The sequence below is a fragment of the Leucobacter sp. GX24907 genome (assembly GCF_053567335.1).
Genome location: NZ_JBSGPD010000002.1, coordinates 24,464 through 43,262, shown reverse-complemented (window position 1 = coordinate 43,262; position 18,799 = coordinate 24,464). Strand labels below are relative to the sequence as shown.

Annotated in this window: 17 protein-coding genes; all 17 read right to left on the bottom strand. The window is 65.1% G+C overall.

The genetic code is table 11. From position 1 onward, the window contains the following. Nucleotides 1-28: 28 nt before the first annotated feature. Nucleotides 29-946 carry an RluA family pseudouridine synthase gene (locus tag ACUYV6_RS03070; protein WP_449277187.1) on the bottom strand — a complete coding sequence of 306 codons (918 nt, stop codon included), beginning with the start codon at nt 944-946 and terminating at the stop codon, nt 29-31. Then, on the bottom strand, nt 933-1,559 hold the full coding sequence (gene lspA, locus ACUYV6_RS03065) for a signal peptidase II (RefSeq protein ID WP_449277186.1): 627 nt from the start codon (nt 1,557-1,559) through the stop codon (nt 933-935). The genes ACUYV6_RS03070 and lspA overlap by 14 nt, the downstream gene beginning before the upstream one ends. A gap of 9 nt (nt 1,560-1,568) precedes the next feature. Beyond that, nucleotides 1,569-2,213: a DivIVA domain-containing protein gene (locus tag ACUYV6_RS03060; protein ID WP_449277185.1), complete on the bottom strand. Its 645-nt coding sequence runs from the start codon at nt 2,211-2,213 to the stop codon at nt 1,569-1,571. A 122-nt stretch (nt 2,214-2,335) separates the two neighbouring features. Further along, the gene (locus ACUYV6_RS03055) at nt 2,336-2,623 is read right to left on the bottom strand and encodes a YggT family protein (RefSeq protein WP_449277184.1); all 288 of its coding nucleotides are present in this window, start codon (nt 2,621-2,623) and stop codon (nt 2,336-2,338) included. Between the two features lie 2 nt (nt 2,624-2,625). Beyond that, on the bottom strand, nt 2,626-3,141 hold the full coding sequence (locus ACUYV6_RS03050; RefSeq protein WP_449277183.1) for a cell division protein SepF: 516 nt from the start codon (nt 3,139-3,141) through the stop codon (nt 2,626-2,628). A gap of 32 nt (nt 3,142-3,173) precedes the next feature. Then, complete coding sequence (locus ACUYV6_RS03045) at nt 3,174-3,884, bottom strand: YggS family pyridoxal phosphate-dependent enzyme (RefSeq protein ID WP_449277182.1); 711 nt, start codon at nt 3,882-3,884, stop codon at nt 3,174-3,176. Nucleotides 3,885-3,896: 12 nt separating this feature from the next. Continuing rightward, nucleotides 3,897-5,090 (bottom strand): cell division protein FtsZ, encoded by a 1,194-nt coding sequence (gene ftsZ / locus ACUYV6_RS03040; protein ID WP_449277181.1) that lies wholly within the window; start codon nt 5,088-5,090, stop codon nt 3,897-3,899. Nucleotides 5,091-5,195: 105 nt separating this feature from the next. Further along, on the bottom strand, nt 5,196-6,398 hold the full coding sequence (locus ACUYV6_RS03035; protein WP_449277180.1) for an MFS transporter: 1,203 nt from the start codon (nt 6,396-6,398) through the stop codon (nt 5,196-5,198). Between the two features lie 31 nt (nt 6,399-6,429). After that, complete coding sequence (locus ACUYV6_RS03030) at nt 6,430-7,638, bottom strand: cell division protein FtsQ/DivIB (RefSeq protein WP_449277179.1); 1,209 nt, start codon at nt 7,636-7,638, stop codon at nt 6,430-6,432. Continuing rightward, complete coding sequence (murC, locus tag ACUYV6_RS03025) at nt 7,635-9,059, bottom strand: UDP-N-acetylmuramate--L-alanine ligase (RefSeq protein ID WP_449277178.1); 1,425 nt, start codon at nt 9,057-9,059, stop codon at nt 7,635-7,637. Before murC ends, ACUYV6_RS03030 begins: the two co-directional genes overlap by 4 nt. A gap of 58 nt (nt 9,060-9,117) precedes the next feature. Beyond that, nucleotides 9,118-10,194 (bottom strand): UDP-N-acetylglucosamine--N-acetylmuramyl-(pentapeptide) pyrophosphoryl-undecaprenol N-acetylglucosamine transferase, encoded by a 1,077-nt coding sequence (locus ACUYV6_RS03020; protein ID WP_449277177.1) that lies wholly within the window; start codon nt 10,192-10,194, stop codon nt 9,118-9,120. Beyond that, on the bottom strand, nt 10,191-11,390 hold the full coding sequence (locus ACUYV6_RS03015) for an FtsW/RodA/SpoVE family cell cycle protein (RefSeq protein WP_449277176.1): 1,200 nt from the start codon (nt 11,388-11,390) through the stop codon (nt 10,191-10,193). The genes ACUYV6_RS03020 and ACUYV6_RS03015 overlap by 4 nt, the downstream gene beginning before the upstream one ends. A gap of 3 nt (nt 11,391-11,393) precedes the next feature. Further along, a complete protein-coding gene (gene murD, locus ACUYV6_RS03010; protein WP_449277175.1) occupies nt 11,394-12,866 on the bottom strand; it encodes a UDP-N-acetylmuramoyl-L-alanine--D-glutamate ligase in 1,473 nt (490 codons plus the stop codon). After that, the gene (mraY, locus tag ACUYV6_RS03005) at nt 12,863-13,948 is read right to left on the bottom strand and encodes a phospho-N-acetylmuramoyl-pentapeptide-transferase (protein WP_449277174.1); all 1,086 of its coding nucleotides are present in this window, start codon (nt 13,946-13,948) and stop codon (nt 12,863-12,865) included. Before mraY ends, murD begins: the two co-directional genes overlap by 4 nt. After that, nucleotides 13,945-15,375, bottom strand: coding sequence for a UDP-N-acetylmuramoyl-tripeptide--D-alanyl-D-alanine ligase (locus tag ACUYV6_RS03000; RefSeq protein ID WP_449277173.1), 1,431 nt, complete (start codon nt 15,373-15,375; stop codon nt 13,945-13,947). Before ACUYV6_RS03000 ends, mraY begins: the two co-directional genes overlap by 4 nt. After that, on the bottom strand, nt 15,372-16,955 hold the full coding sequence (locus ACUYV6_RS02995) for a Mur ligase family protein (RefSeq protein ID WP_449277172.1): 1,584 nt from the start codon (nt 16,953-16,955) through the stop codon (nt 15,372-15,374). The genes ACUYV6_RS03000 and ACUYV6_RS02995 overlap by 4 nt, the downstream gene beginning before the upstream one ends. A 32-nt stretch (nt 16,956-16,987) precedes the next feature. After that, the gene (locus tag ACUYV6_RS02990) at nt 16,988-18,784 is read right to left on the bottom strand and encodes a peptidoglycan D,D-transpeptidase FtsI family protein (RefSeq protein WP_449277171.1); all 1,797 of its coding nucleotides are present in this window, start codon (nt 18,782-18,784) and stop codon (nt 16,988-16,990) included. Nucleotides 18,785-18,799: the final 15 nt, after the last annotated feature.

The following is an 18,799-nucleotide window of genomic DNA, read 5'->3' as shown; positions in this document are numbered from 1 at the left end:
AGGTGCCGACGTACCGGCGTCTCCTCCCCTACTCTCCGAGCACGTCGAGGGCGTGTCGCAGATCAGCGGGGTACCGGCTCTCGAATTCGACCGACTCCCCGGTCGCAGGGTGCTTGAAGCCGAGGCGCATTGCATGCAGCCACTGCCGATCGAGTCCCAGACGTTCGCTGAGGGTCGGGTCGGCCCCGTACATCCCGTCGCCGACGCACGGATGCTTCTGGGCCGCCATGTGCACTCGGATCTGGTGCGTGCGCCCCGTCTCGAGCTCGATCTCGAGGAGAGTTGCGTACGGGAACGCTTCGAGCGTCTCGTAGTGCGTGACGGAAGGTTTTCCGTTCGCGGTGACCGCGAACTTCCACTCGTGCCCCGGGTGACGCCCGATCGGACCTTCGATGGTGCCGGAGAAGGGATCCGGATGCCCCTGCACGACCGCGTGATAGATCTTGTCGACCTCGCGCTCCTTGAACGCGCGCTTGAGCTCTCGATAGGCGTGCTCGCTCTTCGCGACGACCATGAGCCCGCTCGTGCCGGCGTCGAGCCGATGCACGATGCCCTGCCGTTCAGCGGGACCCGAGGTTGCGATCCGGTACCCCGCGCCGGCGAGCGCACCCAGCACCGTCGGCCCGTCCCACCCGAGCGAGGGGTGCGCAGTCACACCGGCCGGCTTGTCTACGACCACGAAGTCATCGTCGTCGTAGATGATGCCAAGCTCCGGGAGGTCGACAGGAACGACTTCGGGCCCGCGCTTCTCTTCCCACGTGACCTCGAGCCAGCTGTTCGCGGTGAGGCGATCGGATTTGGCAAGCGCCTTCCCGTCGAGCACGGCGCCACCGTTATTCACGACCTCGGCCGCAAAGCTGCGTGAGAAACCGAGCAGCTTTGCGAGCGCAGCGTCCACTCGTTCCCCGACCAGACCATCGGGGACGGGCAAACTACGCTGCTCCATCGCTCGTGCGCTCCTCTCGCTCATCGAGGCGTTCCTGACGCCCGTCCGCTTCTTCTCGTTTCCGGCGCGCTCGCGGAGTGCCATCCGAAGGCAGACCGATCAGGCTAATGATGACGAAGAGGCACATCCCGATGACGATGCCCATGTCGGCAATGTTGTAGATCGCCGGCCTGAATCCGAGCCACATCCATGGGGTCAGAATGAAATCGATCACGTGGCCGACGGGGAAGCCGGGATCTCGCGTCAGGCGATCGGTAAGGTTCCCGAGTACACCACCGAGGAGCAGCCCGAAGAACACGGCCCACGCGAGCGACGCGAGCTTTCGGATCTGCCACAGAATGACTCCCACGACCACGACAGCCAGGATCGTGAAGAGCCAGGTCGCACCTTCCGCCATGGAGAATGCGGCGCCCGGGTTTCTCACAAAGTGCCACTGCAGGAATTCACCCAGCACCGGCACGGTCTGGCCCTCGGGCAGTTCAGCGACGACCCAGTTCTTGACGAGCTGATCAGCAGCGTAGATGAGCGCCGCGACGCCGAGGAGCAGCAATATGGCTCCTCGGCGTCGCGACGGTGAAGCGGTTCGTCCCGCCTCGTCAGATGCGCGATTCACGCTCCGGTGCTAGTCGAGGCCCTCGGGTGCCCCGCCCGGCTCCGGCGACCCATCGAGGCTGCGCAGCTGCGACTGGATGTACGAACGCAGCGTCGTGCGGTACTCGCCTTCGAAGTCCCGCAGTTCCTTGATCTTCTCCTGAACGCCCTTGCGCTCGTCGCCGAGCAGACGAAGCTCTTCGGCACGCTGCTGCTGCGCCTCTTCGACCAGGCGGCGCGCGGTGCTCTCGGCCTCTTCGATGAGACGGTCCCGGGTCTCCTCGCCGTCGCGCACGTGCTTGTCGTGCAGCTCGAGTGCGAGCTGCAGCATCGCGCTCGACTTCTTCGCATCGTTCGCGTTGCTGCTGTCTTGAGTGGCCGGCGCCTGGGACTGGGTGGGCACCGCAGGAGTCGGAGCGGGTGCGTCGACGACGATGGTGCGGTCGACAGCTTGCACCGGCTGTTCCGTGTCCTCGGCGGAGGACTCCTTCGCCGCCTCGAGCTGAGAGGTCAGTTCTTCGACCTGCGCACGAAGCTCATCTTTCTCCTGCTCGTGCCTGCGCAGCTCCTCGACGATCGTGTCCAGGAAGTCATCGACCTGGTCGAGATCATATCCGTCACGGAACTTAGTGATCGTGAACTTCTGATTCACGACGTCTTCGGGTGTCAGTGCCATTCGTCAGTCTCTTTCGAATCGGGACCAATTGCGTGGTCGAGGTCTACGCTAGCAAACTCTGAATAGATCGTACGCCTGCGACCTGATGACCGCACGCCTGAGCAGCACCCGTCGGGGAACTCTCACGGCAGCAGCGCGACGAGGATCCAGCAGCTCAGCAGGGTCAGCATCCAGCCCAGGTCGAGCTGGATTTGCCCCAGACGAATCGGGGGCAGGAGGCGGCGGAACATCCTGATAGGCGGATCAGTGATCGAGAACACGAACTCCACGAGCACCACGAACAGCCCTTTCGGACGGAATCGTGGATTCAGCACACGCACCCAGTCGAGCACGAAGCGGATCCAGAGAATCAGGATGTAAATACGGAGGATCAGACGGACGATGCCGCTGATCAGCAGGAACCCCTCCAAGGTCAGGCGGACGGAGCGACGAAGAACGACCCGCTGTCGTTCGCCCGCTGCTCATCGCCACTCACGGCGATATGCTCCGGCGACAGCAGGAACACCTTGCTCGTCACCCGCTCGATACGACCGCGAAGCCCCATCGAGAGCCCGCTCGCGAAGTCCACGAGACGCTTGGCGTCGGTGTCGGCCATCTGCGACAGGTTGATCACCACCGGGATGCCCTCTCGGAAGCTTTCCGCGATGACGGCGGCGTCGCTGTACTTCGTGGGGTGCACGGTGAGGATCTCGCTCATCGACGGCGCGACCGACTGCCGAGTCGGGGTGACCTTGCGCAGCGGGGTTACAGCCGCGCGTTGAGCACTCTGCCGCTGCGGCGCCGCAGCCACAACACCGGTGGGCTGCTCGTCGGCCGGCACGGACGCCGCAGCCACCTTCCCCGGACGAGAAGTCTCCTCCTCTTGCGCCTGCAGATCATCCTCGGCCAGACCGAGGAATACCATGGTCTTCTTCAGCGGGTTGCTCATGTTGCTTCTCCCAACGATGCGTTGTATCGAGACTAACGGGGCTCCGGGCGCTTGCCCGTGATTGCGCTGCCGATTCGCAGGTGTGTCGCTCCGGCTGCGATCGCCTCGGCGAAGTCGTGCGTCATCCCTGCCGATATTGCATCGGCATCTGGAGCGATGCTCCGAATCCGCTCCGAATATCCGGCCAGCCGCTCGAAGGCCGCGGCAGGCGTCTCGTCGAGCGGTGCGACTGCCATGACTCCGCGCAGACGGAGCGCCGGCGATTCGAGTACGCGTTGCGCGAGCGATTCGAGGCCGTCCGGCGCAACTCCTCCACGGCCGGGATCATCGGTCATGTTGATCTGCACGAAGGCGTCGATCGGCTTCGCGAGCCCGCCTTCCTCGGCGAGACGGTCGAGCGGGTCGACGAGGCGAGCGCGATCGATCGAATGAATCGCATGCGCATACCCCGCGGCCTGACGCGCCTTCTTTCCCTGGAGTTGGCCGATGAAGTGCCATTCGAGATCAAGGTGCCCGAGTTCCGCGGCCTTCGTCTGCGCTTCCTGGTGACGGTTTTCTCCGACGGCTCGGACACCGAGCTCGGCGAGCGCCTCCACGAGCGATGCCGGATGGAACTTCGTCACCACGATCAGCGTCAGCTCATCGGGGCTGCGCCGGGCGGACGAGGCGGCCTCAGCGATCTCCCCGCGCACGCGGAGCAACCGCTCCTCGAGCCCGGGGTACGTCGGCACCACTCCGTTCACCGCGTCCACGTGCTACCGGAGAAACTCGGGGATATCGAGGTCCAGGTCTTCGCCGTCGAATGCCGGGTCCGACATCTGCGCCTCGACGGGAGGGTGAGAGATGACCTCGCCGAATTCGCCGGTCGTCGGCTCCTCTTCGGTGCGGCCTGCAGACGTAGCGGGAGCGTTCGAACCGCGATCCTGCGCAGCGGCTTCTTCGAGCGTCTCGACATGGCTGCCACGGCGGCCCCTCTCAACCTCGGGCTGCGGCCGCCCAGCAGGGTCGGCATCGAATCCCGCCGCAATCACGGTGACACGCACTTCATCGCCGAGGGTGTCATCGATCACGGTGCCGAAGATGATGTTCGCCTCGGTGTGCACGACGTCCTGCACGAGCGAAGAGGCCTCGTAGATCTCGCTGAGGGCGAGGTTCGAGGAGCCCTGAATCGAGAGGAGCACGCCGTGCGCCCCCTCCACAGATGCTTCGAGCAGAGGAGAGGCAACGGCCAGCTCTGCTGCCTTGATGGCGCGATCGGCGCCCCGCGCGGATCCGATACCCATCAGGGCGGAGCCCGCTCCCTGCATCACGGATTTCACATCCGCGAAGTCGAGGTTGATGAGTCCGGGCGTCGTGATGAGGTCGGTGATGCCCTGAACACCGGCGAGCAGCACCTGGTCGGCAGCCGCGAAGGCCTCGATCATGCTGATGCCGGGCTCGCTGATTTCGAGCAGGCGATCGTTGGGCACGACGATGAGGGTGTCGACGGCCTCGCGGAGGGCGTTGACACCGGCATCGGCCTGGGCCGCGCGCCGCTTGCCCTCGAAGCTGAAGGGCCGAGTGACGACACCGATCGTCAGCGCGCCGACCGACTTCGCGATGCGAGCGACTACTGGAGCGGCACCGGTACCGGTACCGCCTCCTTCACCAGCGGTGACGAAGACCATGTCGGCGCCGGTGAGCGCCTCCTCGATCTCCTCGGCATGGTCCTCGGCGGCGCGACGCCCCACCTCGGGATCCGCGCCGGCACCGAGACCGCGCGTCAGCTCGCGTCCGACATCGAGCTTCACATCTGCGTCACTGAGCAGCAGTGCTTGGGCATCGGTGTTCACCGCGATGAACTCGACACCACGGAGGCCGAGCTCGATCATGCGGTTGACGGCATTGACCCCGCCGCCGCCGACTCCGACAACCTTGATCACTGCGAGGTAGTTCTGGTTCGCTGACACGTGGGTCCTCCCCCTCGACCTTCAACCTCTACTTCAAGGTGAAAGTTAGTATTCGGGTATACATTTCCTGACCACCAAGCTAAGTGCAGGCCCCTGTTCTCACCTTCAGACACGCCGCGCGTCGGCACGATTCACATACCGACTTCTGCGAGGCCCGCGAGTCGTCGCGCCCAGCACCAGCGCCACCACAACGACGATCGCGCCGGCCCCGATGAGGATCGTCGGAAGGTCCAGAAGATATCGGAAGGCTCCGATCATCGGCGGAGTAGCGATTCCGCCGAGCAGGCCGACCACCAGCACGAAGGTAAATCCCTCACCCGGCCGCGAGGGATACGTCTCCGCCGACCAGACCGCGAGCACTGCACCACTCACGCAATATCCCGTACCTGCCAGCAGCGCCGAGGCGATGATTCCCAGCAGGCTGTCGGTCAGCAACCCCAGAACGACGCAGGCTGCCCCCACCCCCAACAGCGTCAACACTCCGATGAACGGAGTGCCGAAGCGCACACACCAATCTCCGGCGAACGCGCCCGATATTCCGACTACGCCCAAGACGATGAAGATCACTCCCGCTGAACGCTCACCCGCACCGGCGGCGATCGCGGCATCGGCCGCGTACGTGAAGTAAGCGGTCACCACCACGAATAAGAACACCGTGTAGATGAGCGGGGCGAGAGCGGCGCGACGGAACAATCGTTCCCGTGCGGGTGTCGGATCGCGCACGCCATCGAGCATCGGCTGCAAACGGCCCCGTGTCTTCGGCACCCACCGCAGGTTGAGGAGTGCGGCCACGGTCGCGCAGATCGCGGCCACTGCCCAGACACCTCTCCAGGGCACCACGACGGCCAGCAGCGATCCCAAAAGCGCGAGCCCAACCGCCGTCCCGGTGCTGATGACCGCCAGCATCCTCGGCCGCAGATGCTCAGGCGCGGCCGCTGCGACGATGTCGTTGTATGGTGCCCAGACCAGGCCGGACGAACTGCCTGCGAGCAGCACACCGGTTGCCAGCAGTGTCGGCGTCTGGGCCGTGCACACGAGGGTTGCTCCGATGGCACCGCACACCCCTCCGAGGGTGGTGGGTGCACGCGGTCCGAAACGCGCAGCGAGCGGAATCGCGAGGAACAGGCCGATCAGGAACCCGGCCTGCGACCCTCCGGCGATCACGCCCAGCAGCACCTCGCCCAAGCCGAACTCGCTGCGCAATTCCGGGAGGGTTCCCCCGTAGGCATAGCGGTTGAGCCCGAATGCCGTGCCCACGACCATGGCGCCGGCTACGGTCAGCCGCCAGAGACTTCGTTGCTCCCTCACAGCCGGAGCGTACCACCGGTACGGACGGTGTCTAGCGGAAGACCGGCGCCTCCGTCGACGAGACGTCGATGACTTCGACCGTGCGGTCCTTGAGCGCATCCACCATCGCGGTGAGCACGACGGCTTTCCGGTTGGTCTGTTCGGCGTCACCCCAGAGCACTTTTACCCCGTCATCCAGCGTGAGCGTGAGGTCCTGCGGACTGGTCGCCGAGACCTCGACCACCCGTTTCCTCAGCTTGGCCGGCATGTCGCGGAGCACCGTCCCCGCACTGGCATAGGCCGGCGAACTCACATCAGCGAGCGCTCCTTTACCCTGCGGAACTCCTTCGGGCCGCTCGCCCGACACTGCGAGGAGCACACCTGCCGGATCGTGGAGTGCGAACTCGCCGTCTTGCTCGAGCGCGATCACGGGAACACGCTCCTCGATCCGCACGATCAGCGAGTGCGGCGGGACGCGTTCGATCGCATAGCGCTGGATCAACGGGAAGGGCTCCAGTGCACGGTGCACTTCGGCATCATCGACGAGCGCGAGTGGCACTCCCTCGAACTTCTCGAGCGCCGCCTCCACATTGTCCGCGTTCACGAGCGAGGCCCCAGCAACCTGGATGTCGCGCACGGCCATCAGCGGAGTGACCACTCCTGCGAGCACGAAGAGCACGAGCGCGCCCACTGCGCCCGCAGCGATGAGCCAGTTCCGACGCCTGCGCCGCGCCTGCACCGAGAACCTGCGGCGTTCCTGTCGCTGCTGCTTGCGGCGAGCGCGCTCGGCGCGCTTGAGGTCGCGCTCCGCAGTGCGCACCGGATCCTCGTCCTGCCTGCGACGCAGTACGGGAAGTGCCCCCAGCATTCGTCGACCCACTGGGGCGACCGCTGGGGTACGGGAGAGTTCTCTCGTGGCTTCCGTGTCCTCATCACGAAGCCGATCGAGCTCATCGAGCGCCTCGGTGGGAACACTATCGGTGTGCGTTCCTTCCGATGCCTCCACTTCCGAGCCTCGCCTGTTCATGAACGGCACAGAGACATCGTCGAACTCGTCCGAGTCGGCACCGTCTGCGGCAGTCGCGTCCATATCCGACGGCGTGCCTCGAGGAAATCTCCGACGGAACAGTCGCGTCACGCCGCCCGTATCGCGCTCCGGTCGTTCCGGCCGCTCCACGGCTGCGTCGTACACTTGACGCTCTTCGAGCGCGGACGGTTCTTCGGGCTCGATCGCCCCGTCGAACCCGCCTGGCCGTTTCACTGCTCGGCCGGCTCCGCATCGAAGCGGTCGCGGAGCGCGTCGATGACCTGCGGGATGATCCGATAGACGGTCCCGCAGCTCATCGTGACCATGACGTCGCCGGGGCGGGCGATAGTGGCCAGGTAGTCGGAGGCGTCCTGCCACTCCGGACGATAGGCCACTCGCGAAGCGTCGACGAAGTCGTTCGACACGAGTTCTCCGGTCACCCCGGGAACGGGGTCCTCGCGAGCGCCGTCGACGGCGAGCACGACCGTATGATCGGCCCCGCTCTCCAGCACTTCGGCGAACTCACGGTGGAAGTGCTGCGTGCGGCTGAAGAGATGCGGTTGATGGATCGCGATCAGTCGTCCATCGCCTGCGACTGCGCGTGCTGAATCGAGCAGCGCCGCGACCTCGGTCGGATGGTGAGCGTAGTCGTCGTAGACTCGCACCCCACCGACCTCAGCATGAAACTCAAAACGTCGCTTCGTCCCGCCGAAACCGCCGATCGCCTCGAGCGCCGATGCAGGCTCATACCCCAGACCGGTCAGTACCGCGAGCGCTCCGACCGCGTTGACCGCGTTGTGCCTGCCGTAGACCGAGAGCCCTCCCCAGTAGCGGCGCCCGTCGATCTCCACCTCAAATCGCACCGGCCCCGAGTCGTCGATCTCAAGAATGCGAACGTCGGCATCGGGGTCCTCTCCGAACGTACGCAGCGGCATCCCGCCCTCGGCTCGGAGCAGGTCGAGCACTTCCCGGGCACCCGGGTCGTCTGCCGAGATGACGACCGTCTCCCGCGCCCCACGAGCGAAGTCGACGAAAGCCTGCATGAACGCTTCGCGCGACCCATAGAAGTCGAGATGCTCCGGGTCGACATTGGTGATGAGCGCGATACTCGTGTCGTAGAGCAGGAACGACTTGTCACTCTCGTCTGCTTCGATCACGAACAGGTCATCAGTACCCGGAGCCGACGAGACACCCAGCGACTCGATGATGCCGCCGTTCACGAACGACGGATCAGCACCGATACCGAGCAGACCGGTCACGACCATCCCAGTCGAAGTGGTCTTGCCGTGAGCGCCGGCGATCGCCACGACACGCTTGCCCCGTGCGAGCCAGACGAGGGCCTGCGAACGGTGGAGCACCGGCAGCCCAAGTGCCAATGCGCGTTGGTACTCGGGGTTGTCTTCCCAGAGCGCACCGGTGACGACGAGCGTGTCGGCCTCCCCCACGTGTGCGGCGTCATGCCCGATCGCGACCGGGATTCCGAGCTCCTCGAGCGCAGCGGTGCTGTAGTTGGCGCTGCGGTCGGACCCGGTCACCGACACTCCGGCCCGATGCATCATGCGGGCGATACCACTCATGCCAGAGCCGCCGATGCCGACGAAGTGGACGCGCCCGAGTTCTTCGGGTATCTCCATCTCGAGGTCGGGATAGATCATCTCAGCTCCTCCTGTGCCAGTGCCCGTCAAGCGTAGCGCTCCCACGCTCTGAAGCGGCTTAGCTCGCGGCCAGGGCCTCGCGTACCAGTTCGAGAAGCCGTTCAGTTCCGTCGAGCGCGCCGGCGGTCTGGGCGCGCCGCGACATGTCATCGAGGCGTGCACGGTCGTTCAGAAGCGGCAGCAGCACGCCGCGTACCCACTCCGGAGTGAGTTCGGCATCCTCCACGAGCAGCGCTCCCCCGGCTTCGGTGACGCCTCGCGCGTTGAATCGCTGTTCGCCGTTTCCCGAGGTGTACGGAACGAGGATCGCCGGCACCCCGAGACCGGCGAGCTCACTGACGGTCGTCGATCCTGCGCGTGAAACCGCGAGGTCACACGCCGCGAACGCGAGATCCATTCGATCGCAGTACGGGACGACCACATAGCCCGGAATCTCCGGATCTTCGAGCTCGGTGAGGCCACCCCAGACGTGCAACACCTGCGCCCCCGAAGCAACGATCTCGGCAGCAGATCCGGAGATGCCTCGGTTGATGGCGCGGGCCCCGAGGGACCCTCCGGTCACGAGCAGAGTCGGTAGTTCCGGGTCGAGCCCGAAGTGCGTTCGGGCCGACGCGTGCAACCGCATACGGTCAAGGCCGGTGATCTCAGGGCGCAGCGGCATGCCCGTGACCCGAGCGCCTCGGATGGGCGTTCCGGCGAAGGTCACGCCGACGTAGGGAGTACTGCGCGCACCGAGCTTATTCGCAAGCCCCGGTTTCGCATTCGCCTCGTGAATGACGACGGGCACGTTCTCCGCCCGTCCCGCACGGTATGCCGGTGCTGCAGCGTAACCGCCAAACCCCACGACCACGTCCACGCCTCGTTCACGAACGATCGCACGCACTTCAGTCACGGCACTGGCAAATCGTCGCGGAAAGCGCAGGGCGGCCAGATTCGGGCGCCGCGGGAACGGCAGACGCTCGATCGTGCACAGTTCGTAACCTCGCTCAGGCACGAGTCGGGCCTCCAGCCCCTCGCGAGTGCCCAACACCACGATCTCCGAATCGGGTTCCTCTGCCCGAATCAGGTCCGCGAGCGCCAACAGCGGATTCACGTGGCCGGCGGTTCCGCCGCCTGCTAGCAGATAGGTGGTCATGGAATCCTTTCTCCGGCGCCCGCTGGCTCGGAGTCCTGCGCCGTCGTATCCCGTGCAATCGAAATTACTACGCCCATCGCAGTGAGACAGGCGATGAGCGCCGTACCTCCTGAACTGATGAGTGGCAGCGGCACACCCAGCACCGGAAACACGCCGGTGACTACGCCGATGTTGACAAAGGCCTGACCGACGATCCACACCAGGATGCCACCGACCACTGCGCGGCCGAAACGATCGCGCGTCTTGGCAATCACACGCAGCATGACTATTGCGAGTGCGACGAACATCGCGATGACGAGCAGCGCCCCGATCAATCCCAGTTCCTCACCGATGATCGCAAAAATGTAGTCGTTGTCGGCTTCCGGGAGCCACGACCACTTCGCCTTCGAACCGCCGAGACCGACCCCGAAGATGCCGCCGCCCGCCAAGGCCCAGGTGCCGTGCAATGGCTGCCAATCAAGACCGCTGTAGTCATCGCCGGCGGCGGTGATACGCGCGAGTCGGTTCGGGCTCGTCAGCACGAACAGCCCGACGGAAACGAGTGCCCCAGCTGCAATGAGTGCTAGAGATCGCCCGCTCACGCCTCCGAAGTACATCGCGCCGACGACTGCAGCACCCATGATCATGGCGGTACCGAGATCGTGTCCGAGCATCACGAGTCCGAGTGAGAGGATGGCGCCCGGCAGCACGATCGGGATCAGTTCGTGCTTCATGTCGTGCAGCAACGGCTCCTTCTTCGCCAAGATGGCACCGATCCATACGATGAGCGCGAGTTTCAGCGCTTCAGAGGGCTGCGCGCTGACCGGCCCGAGCTGAATCCAGTTCCTGTTGCCGTACACCTCCACGCCGATCGGGGTAAAGACCAGCACCTGAAGCAGGATCCCGAGCCCCAGCAGAGGCCACGCCCATCGCTTCCAGAAGGCGATGCGCATTCTTGCGGCGATGATGAGGAACGGCAATCCGATCAGCGCGAAGGTCGCCTGCTGCCAGAACGCGCCGAAGAAGCCGCGGTCGCTGAGATACGAACTGATCGATGACGAGGAGAGCACCATGAAGAGGCCGAAGGCGACGAGCAACAGTGTGATCGTGTACAGCGACACGACGAGCGTGTTCGGCCCACCGCTCGCCTGCCCGCCCAGTCTGATGCGCAGCCGCCCGAGTGCGCTCCCTCCGGTGCTGTCGTCCGACGAATTCATCGGCTACTCCCGGCTATACGCGCTCAGCGCCGCCTGGAAGCAGCGCCCGCGATGCGCGTAGTCGGTGAACTGATCCATCGACGCGGCGGCCGGTGAGAGCAGCACGGTATCGCCTGATTCGGCGATTGCGGCAGCCTCACGAACGGCCTGCAGCATGACTTCATCAGAGTCGCCGGCGTCGACCTCGGCTACGGGAACGCCGGGTGCGTGCGCCGCGAGCGCTGCGACGACTTCAGTTCGATCGACCCCGATCACCACGGCGCCCCGCAATCGGTGCGCATGGGCGGCCACGAGATCTCCGATGTCGACCCCCTTGAGGAGCCCTCCGAGCACCCAGACCACGCGGTCGAGCGCACGCAACGACGCATCGGCTGCGTGCGCGTTCGTCGCTTTGGAGTCGTCGATCCAGATGACCTCGTCGAGTCGTCCGAGGTGCTGTGCACGGTGCGCATCGGGTTCGAAGGCGAGGATCGCCTCCGCGATCTCCGCCGGTTCGACACCGCGACTTCGCGCGAGCGCCGCAGCGGCGAGAATGTTCTGCACCATGTGCGGTGCTGCGAGGTGCCGTTCTCCGAGTTCGTCGAGCGAGACGAGCTCGAATGCGGACTCCCGGCGCTCGGCGTGGAACCCTCGGTCGATGAGCAGGTCGTCAACGAGCCCGAACCCGCTCGGCGGAGGGCTGTCGAGACCGAAACTGATGGCGCGGGCACCCTCGACGACGTCGGCTTCTTCGACCATGCGCTCGGTCGCCGCATCGGCCCGGTTGTAGACGCAGGCGATCTGCGTGTTCCGGTAGACCTTGCCCTTCGCGCTGCGATAGGCATCCGGGCCACCGTGCCAGTCCAAGTGGTCATCCGCCACGTTCAGGCACGCACTCGCATAGGGAGAGATCTCCCCGAGGCGTTCGAGCTGAAAGCTCGAGAGCTCGACGACGATGGCGTCGTAGCCCTGAGGGTCGCGGAGCGCGTCGAGGATCGGCGTACCGATATTGCCCGCGGGTGTCGCGCGGAGACCACCGGCGACCAGCATGTGCGCCGTCAACTGGGTGGTCGTGGTCTTCCCGTTCGTTCCGGTAATGCAGATCCAATCCGCGATCCGCGGCGTCTTGTCGCGCAGCCGCCACCCGAGTTCGATGTCTCCCCAGACCACGACGCCCTGCTCCAGTGCCCACGTCGTGAGCGGATGATCGGGCCGATAGCCGGGCGACACCACCACAAGCTCCGGCTCGAACGCGACGAGATCGGTGAGTTGCTCGTCATCGCCTCCGGTGAAGCGTTCGGCGCCGATGACGTCGAGCAGTCGTTCCCGCTCGGGATCCGGAGCACCCGCGATGACCCGCACGCGACTGCCGAGTTCCACGAGCGTATCCGCCACCGAGAAGCCGGTCACTCCGAGCCCGAGCACGGCGACGCGCAGGCCTGCCCAGTCATCGTGCCAGCTCGTCAGTGCGAGCACTCGCTCCTGTGTCGTCGTCATTGCTGCAGCACCCATTCTGCGTAGAAAAGTCCGATGCCAACGACGACGAACAGGCCCGAGATCATCCAGAAACGCACGACGACGGTGACCTCGGCCCACCCTTTGAGCTCGAAGTGGTGGTGAATCGGACTCATCAAGAAGATGCGTTTGCCCTTGGTGACCTTGAAGTACAGGCGCTGCACGATGACCGAGCCGGTTTCAATGATGAACAGCCCGCCGATGAGCACGAGCAGCAGTTCGGTGCGGGTGAGGATCGCGAGCGCAGCGATCGCTCCGCCGATGCCCATCGACCCGGTGTCTCCCATGAACACCTGCGCCGGGTTGGTGTTCCACCACAGGAAACCGGCGAGACCTCCGAGGAAGGCTGCGGCGATGACTGCGAGATCCATCGGGTCGCGCACTTCGTAGCAGCCCTGCTCGTTCAGCGTGACGGCGCAGCTCTGAGCCGACTGCCAGAATCCGATCACGAGGTAGGCGCCGAACGCGAAAATACCCGCACCGGCGGCAAGCCCGTCGAGCCCGTCAGTGACGTTGACGGCATTCGTCGTCGCCGTGACGATGACCATGATCCAGATGATGAACAGTACGATGCCGACGACGGAACCGAGCATCATGAAGTCGAAAGGCAAGTCTCTGAACAGTGAGATGTTCGTCGAGGCGGGCGTCACCCCGGCCTCGTTCGCGAACCTGATGCCGAGCAGCGCGAAAGCGACGGCTATGAGGATCTGGCCGACGATCTTCGCCCATCCGTTCAGGCCCGCCGAGTGCTGGAGCCTGGCCTTCATGAAGTCATCGACGAAGCCCACGAGGCCGGCCCCCGCGGCCATGAGGATCACGAGCAGTGCCGACGGCGTCGGCGTCTCTCCCATGACGAGCTTGCCGACGAAATAGGCGAGGATCGATCCCGACAGGAATATGAGGCCGCCCATGGTCGGCGTGCCCCGCTTCACCTCGTGCTCCTTGGGGCCATCGACGCGAATCGGCTGACCCCAGCGCAGGCGGTTGAAGACGCGCACGAACGCGGGGGTGAGCAGCAGCGAGTACAGCAGCGAGAAGCCACCGGCGATCATCAGTGCGATCATGCGTAGGCCTCCCCCAGTCGGTCACCGAGTCGTTGCAACCCGGCCGCGTTCGAGGACTTCACCAATACAGTGTCCCCCGTACGCAAGTTTTCGCGCAGGTAGTCGAACGCCTCATCTTGCGTTTCGAAGAACACGCTCTCACCGTCCCAGGATCCCTCGTTGATCGCACTGATGTGCAGGTCCCGAGCCTCCCGTCCGACAACCACGAGTTCGGAGATGCGCAGACGGACCGCCTGCAGGCCGATTCTGATGTGCTCATCGATCGAGTACTCCCCGAGTTCGCTCATCGCGCCGAGCACCGCGACTGAACGCCCCTCCGGGCGTCGGATCTGGGCGAGCGTGCGCAGCGCAGCGCTCATGGAGTCCGGGCTCGCATTGTAGGCATCGTTGATGATGGTGATCTCATCGCGTCCACCGAGCACCTCCATGCGACCGGGAGCCGCGAGTGTCGCCGCCTCGAGCACCTCCACGATCTGTCTGGCGCTGAGCCCGAGGCGGGAGCCGACCGCGGCGGCGGCAAGAGCGTTCATGACGTGATGCTCCCCCAGCACGCGGAAGCGCACCGGGAGGGACTCACCGCCGACATGCAGGGTAAAACTGGTGCCGCTCGCGTCGGACTCGATATCGCTCGCGCGAACATCCGACTCCGGGTGCTGACCGAACCACAGCACATCGGCACGCGTCAGCTCCGCCATCTTCGCGACACGAGGATCATCACGGTTGAGCACGGCAACGGCACCGGCCGGAAGATCCCGAACCATCTCGCTCTTCGTTCGGAATGTCGTCTCGATACCGCCGAACTCGCCCGCGTGCGCGAGACCCACCGACAGCACCACACCGATATGGGGCGGTGCCATCGCGGTCAGCCTCGCGATCTCGCCCTCCGCACTGGCCCCCATCTCGGCGACCAGCGTTCGAGTCTCACCGGTGACACGCAGCATCGTGAGCGGCCCGCCGACCTCATTGTTAAAGGACTTCGCCGACGCGACCGTCGGCCCGATGCGCTCGGCCATCGACTCGACCAGGTTCTTTGTCGTCGTCTTGCCGTTCGAACCGGTGATGCCGACAATCGTCAGCTTGCCCTCGGCGTTGACTCGACGCACCACTTCGCCCGCGAGAGCGCCGAGCGCGATCGTCGCGTCCTCCACCACAATCTGGGGAACCTCTGCATCGAGCTCACGCTCGACACGGAGACTTTGCTCGTCGAGCTCACGCTCGACGACGAGCAACGCGGCACCGGCTGCGACAGCCTGACCGGCGAACAGGTGACCGTCAGTCTCCTCACCGCGCCGTGCGAAGAAGATCTGCCCGGGACTCACCTCGCGCGAGTCGGTCTGCGATTCGCCCGAGACCACCCGATCGGCGTCGCCACCAACGAGACGTCCCGATACCGCCTCGGCAACTTCGGACAGTGTGAGTTCGATCACTGCAGCAATCCTGCCTCGCGGAGTGCTCCGCGTACTTCCTCGCGAGCCGAGTACGGCAGGTGCTGCCCGTCGACCTCCTGATAGTCCTCGTGACCGGGACCGGCATACAGAATAACGTCATCGGGTCGAGCGAGCGAAACCGCGTGCCGCACCGCCTCACGCGGGTCGGCGACCTCGATGATTTCTGCGTGATTCGCTGTACGCGCCCCGGCAATGAGCTGTGCGCGGATCGCCGCCGGATCTTCGGTGCGAGGGTGGTAGTCGCAGACAATGAGCACGTCCGAGCCGGCCGCAGCGATCCGGCCCATCTCCGCACGCTTGGTCGTATCGCGGTCACCGTCAGCACCGAACATGAAGATCACCCGCCCGGGAGCGACCTCGCCGAGCGCATCGAGCATCGCCGAGAAAGCCCCGGGAGTATGCCCGTAGTCGACGTAGAAACGCGGGCCGCCTCCCTCCGAGATCTCCTCGAGCCGGCCCGGAATGTAGACCGGAATACGCCCGTGCTCAAGCCCTGCTTCCACCTGCGAGATCGGGATCCCCGCCTCATGCAGCATGATGAGCGCGAGCGCCGCATTCTCCGCCATGAACCGCCCGAACACCGGCACACTGCCGCGGAACCTGGCACCCTCCGGGCCCTGCAGCACGAACCCGACACCATCGAGGTCCTGTCGGGTGATTGCGAGGTGCCAATCGGCGTCGCGGCCGTACTCGGTGGCAAGCGTGGTCACCGGGATCCGGGATTCTCTCGCCATGCGCGCACCATGATCGGAATCCACCACGACAACGCCGCGCTCAGCGTGCGCTGGGGTGAACAGGAGCTGCTTAGCTGCGAAGTAGCTTTCGAGATCGCCGAAGTCGTCCAGGTGATCCTGGGAGAAGTTGTTGAAGGCGACCACATCGAAATGCACCCCGTCCACGCGGTGTCGGGCGGTTGCGTGCGCCGAGACCTCGAGGGCGATGCCTTCCACCTGCTCTTCGAGCATGCGTGCGAGCAGTCCGTGCAGCTCCGGCGCTTCGGGGCTCGTCAAGTTCGATGGGATCACGGTATCGCCGACCCGGCGCTCGGCAGTGGAGCTCAGTCCCGGACGAAGCCCTGCGGCCCGCAGCAGCTCGGCGAGTAGATACACGACACTCGTCTTGCCATTGGTGCCGGTGACGCCGAAGACGGGAACGCCGCCTTCGGCCGCGCCGATCCTGCCAGTGCCGCCGATCCTGCCAGTGCCATAGACGGCTGCGGCAACCTCTCCGAGCACTTCCCGGGGCCCGCCGGAGGTCACCAGCACCGGAAGGCCCGAGTCGGCCGCGATCCGTGCACCCTCCGCGTCGCTCAGCATGGCGACCGCGCCGCGTTCCTTCGCCTGGGCGGCGAACTCTGCGCCGTGCCGCCGGGCCCCCGGGAGACCGACGTAGAGGTCTCCGGGCTGCACATCGCGCGAATCGAGCGTGACCCCCGTCGCCGCAAGAGGACCGAGCACGTCAGAGTTCGCCACGGTCAGATCGAAGCGTCGGCTCAGCTCCCCCAACCGGCAGGGCTCGGGGTTCAGGGGGCGAATGCTCAGCACGTCGTCGGCGCTCATCGGTGGCTTAACTCCTCGGCTTTCGTCTGCGATCAGTACTCGAGCGGAAGCGGCTCGAATTTACCGCTCGACGGCGGCAGGTTGTAGTTGCGAATCATCGCTTCGATGACCTCGCCGACCGTGGACACGGCGGCGACGCCACCATTACCCGACTTCGGATAACCAATCGATGCTACCGCGACGTACTGCGGGTCCTCGGCAGGGAAGATCGTGGCGAAGCTGTGCACGTAATCGGCGCGATAACCGCCCTGCCCGTCCGACTGCTCCGCCGTGCCGGTCTTGCCGGCGATGCGGTAGCCAGGCAGATCGATCGTGTCTTGGATCCATTCCTGTGCAGCGGCGGTCTCGAGAATGTCGAGCATCTGCTTCGACGTATCCTCAGAGACCACATTCACCGGATCACCGTGCTCGAGCACGTGCTCGGTTCCATCTGCGTCCGTGCAGCTGCGCACGATGCTCGGAGGTACGCGCACGCCACCGTTCGCGATCGTCTGGAAGACCCCGGCCGTTTGCACGATGGTCGACGACAAGCCCTGTCCGAACATGGTGTTGTACGAGGTCTGGCGATCCCAATCCTCAACCGGATGCAGCGTTCCCGTGTCCTCAACCGGCATCCCGGCATCGGTTGCCGCACCGATTCCGAACTTCTGCAGGTAGTCGTAGCGCTTCTCCTCCGACAGGTTTCGACCGAGCGCCGAGATGCCGACGTTCGAAGAATTCGCCATGATGCCTGCAAGCGTCCAGTTCATGGGAGGGTGCACGAACGAGTCGCTGAAGCGCACCCCGGGTTCAGGCTCCCAGTAGTCCGGGGTGCTGTTCCGAGTCGCGGCATTGGCGACGCCCTCATTGATCAGGGCAGCTGCGGTGATGGTTTTGAAGGTCGACCCGGGCTCGTACGGATCGACGAACGAGCGCGCCTCGCGTTTGGCAGGATCCCCGGCATCGACGTCGTTCGGGTCGACCGATCCGTCCTCGGCGACGGCGAGCAGCTCGCCAGTCTTGATGTCCATGACGACGGCACGCGCCCACTCGGCATCGAACTCATCGACCTTCGCGTTCACGGTCTGCTGAGCCTGCCAGTTGAGGTCACGATCGATCGTGAGCTCGACCGTCCCTCCATCGACTGCCTCATTCGCGATGACAACACTTCCGGGAAGAGGTACCCCGTCGGCTCCCCGCTCATAGGTCTCTGCCCCGTCTTCCCCGGTCAGACACGCATCCTGCGACACCTCGACGCCCGACTGCGGCACGTCCTCGAAGCCGGAGAACCCGATGATATTGCCGGCGACTGCTCCGTTCGGGTAGCTCCGGGTGTGATGGCTCTCGAACGTGAGCCAGGGGATCCGCAACTCCTTGAGCCGGTTCAGCGACCCGAGGTCGACAGCCCGCTTCACGTAGGCGAAATCCGATTTCGGATTCTCTTCGAGCGCGTCGTCGACGATCTCCTCGATCTCGGCAGCGGACTGGCCCGTGATCTCGCCGATCTCGGCAAAGGCCTGCTTGGCGGTCACCTCGACGGTGGCCACACCCTGGTCGTCCTTCGGCCGGTAGAACTTGCCGTTGTTGAGCCGCGTGTTCTTGGGCGAGAGTTGCACATCGTAACGCTCGTCGGTCGTGGCGAGCGTGACGCCGTTGCGGTCGACGATGTCCCCTCGCAGACTCGGGATCGAGACCGGAACTGCCCGCTTGTCCTTCGCTTCTTCGTTCAGCGCCGCAGCGGAGACGACCTGCAGATCGACCAGTCGGAACACGAAGATCAGGGCGGTGAGCAGGATGACGAGCAGTGCGACGGCTCTGCGGAACCTGGGTCGTGCACTCGCTCTCATCATTCCGCTGACTCCGTT

Coding starts and splice junctions, on each gene's coding strand:
- murD (WP_449277175.1), bottom strand. CDS start 12,866: ATGACGACGACACAGGAGCGAGTGCTCGCACTGACGAGCTGGCACGAT.
- ACUYV6_RS03060 (WP_449277185.1), bottom strand. CDS start 2,213: ATGGCACTGACACCCGAAGACGTCGTGAATCAGAAGTTCACGATCACT.
- ACUYV6_RS02995 (WP_449277172.1), bottom strand. CDS start 16,955: ATGAGCGCCGACGACGTGCTGAGCATTCGCCCCCTGAACCCCGAGCCC.
- ACUYV6_RS03070 (WP_449277187.1), bottom strand. CDS start 946: ATGGAGCAGCGTAGTTTGCCCGTCCCCGATGGTCTGGTCGGGGAACGA.
- ACUYV6_RS03015 (WP_449277176.1), bottom strand. CDS start 11,390: ATGAATTCGTCGGACGACAGCACCGGAGGGAGCGCACTCGGGCGGCTG.
- murC (WP_449277178.1), bottom strand. CDS start 9,059: ATGATCTATCCCGACCTCGAGATGGAGATACCCGAAGAACTCGGGCGC.
- mraY (WP_449277174.1), bottom strand. CDS start 13,948: ATGATCGCACTGATGATCGCCGGTGGCTTCTCGCTGCTGTACTCGCTG.
- ACUYV6_RS02990 (WP_449277171.1), bottom strand. CDS start 18,784: ATGATGAGAGCGAGTGCACGACCCAGGTTCCGCAGAGCCGTCGCACTG.
- ACUYV6_RS03020 (WP_449277177.1), bottom strand. CDS start 10,194: ATGACCACCTATCTGCTAGCAGGCGGCGGAACCGCCGGCCACGTGAAT.
- ACUYV6_RS03050 (WP_449277183.1), bottom strand. CDS start 3,141: ATGAGCAACCCGCTGAAGAAGACCATGGTATTCCTCGGTCTGGCCGAG.